This is a genomic window from Rothia sp. L_38 (assembly GCF_050689125.1).
Lineage (GTDB): Bacteria > Actinomycetota > Actinomycetes > Actinomycetales > Micrococcaceae > Rothia.
The window spans coordinates 1-1,264 of record NZ_JBOEQD010000032.1 but is presented as its reverse complement, the minus strand read 5'-3'; the positions used below and the strand labels follow the sequence as shown (position 1 = coordinate 1,264).

Annotated in this window: 1 protein-coding gene; it reads right to left on the bottom strand. The window is 55.6% G+C overall.

The genetic code is table 11. The features are described from left to right. Positions 1-38: 38 nt before the first annotated feature. Positions 39-1,139 (bottom strand): IS1249 family transposase, encoded by a 1,101-nt coding sequence (locus tag ACRCJM_RS11960; RefSeq protein WP_431465084.1) that lies wholly within the window; start codon positions 1,137-1,139, stop codon positions 39-41. Positions 1,140-1,264: the final 125 nt, after the last annotated feature.

Here is a 1,264-nt window from a genome sequence, read left to right as displayed (position 1 = left end):
GGGTTATAGGCAGAAAAGTGTGTCCCACCCCGGGCGCGTCACCCACCACGACCACCCCAACCACGCCGCACCACCACACCCTCACCCACAACAAACACACCCCGCACCTCATCCAAAGAACGCCCCACAGCAGCCTCCTTCCTCCGACCACCAAGAGCAACCACCGGCACCGGCTCCAACCTAATCACCTCATCAACACTGGCACCCCAAGCCGCATCCACCCACAAGAGCCACCCCACAGCCCGCCACTGATGCTCCACCGGCATTCCACGATGTTCCCGCAACATGGCACGAATTTTCGCGTTATAGCCTTCTATGTGATTCGTGGTACGAGAAATAGAACCCTCCCTGAGCAAATCCGGATCCAGAAAAGTAAACACAACACCTTGCTTCACCAAACGCTCAAGCCTCCTATAGGCAGTACGCACCCGGGGGTGCGTGTACTGCCAAGAACCATCAGCTAACCAGGTTCTCTCCTTGATAAAGCCTTGATACTGCCCGTGCCAGGAGGCTAAAGAAGCTGACCAGATTGCTGCCTCGTCCAAGCTGGTTACTCGTAGAAGAGCCCTAGAAATCTTCAGTAAGGACTTGCCAGCCTCAGTGCGTGGGGCACTGGTGAGAAGGGTTTTAGTATTCCGGTACACATGCAATAGGCAGCGTTGAATCCGGGTATCTGGCCAACATGTTTTGGCGGCGCTGGCAAAGCCAGAACCGCCATCTACGATGGCTACATCTGGGGCTGGGATGCGTGAGAGTAAAGCTTGGTAGGCTGCGGTGTTCTCGCTTTTAGCCCATTGGTAGTCGATGACACCAACGGTTTGGTTGTAGGCGATGATGCAGACCATGCCGCTGATGTAGATACCGTCGAGTTGGATTTCGTGGTGGATTTGGCCTGTTTGTTTGATGGGTGGGGTGATGTTCCAGCACCAGGCGGTATTGGCGCGGAAGGTTCGTCCAGCTCCTAGGGTGGTGTGGTGCTGGGTGTTTTTACTGGTGAGCCAGGTGATGAAGGCTGCTAGCTGGTGTTTTCGTGTGCTGGTGGGGCGTTTGATGGTTCTGCTGGCGCCGCAGTGGGTGCAGCGGTAGCGTGTGGTTCCTGCGCTGGTGGTGCCGTTGCGTTTGGTTCGTTGGTTGCATATCAGGCATGTGGGGTTTTTGGGCTCACTTGGTTTAGGTTAGCTTGTGGGGCTAACTTGTGGGGTTGGTTGCCTTGTGTTGATTGGGTTGTGGGGGTGTTGGGGACACACTTTTCTGCCTATTACCC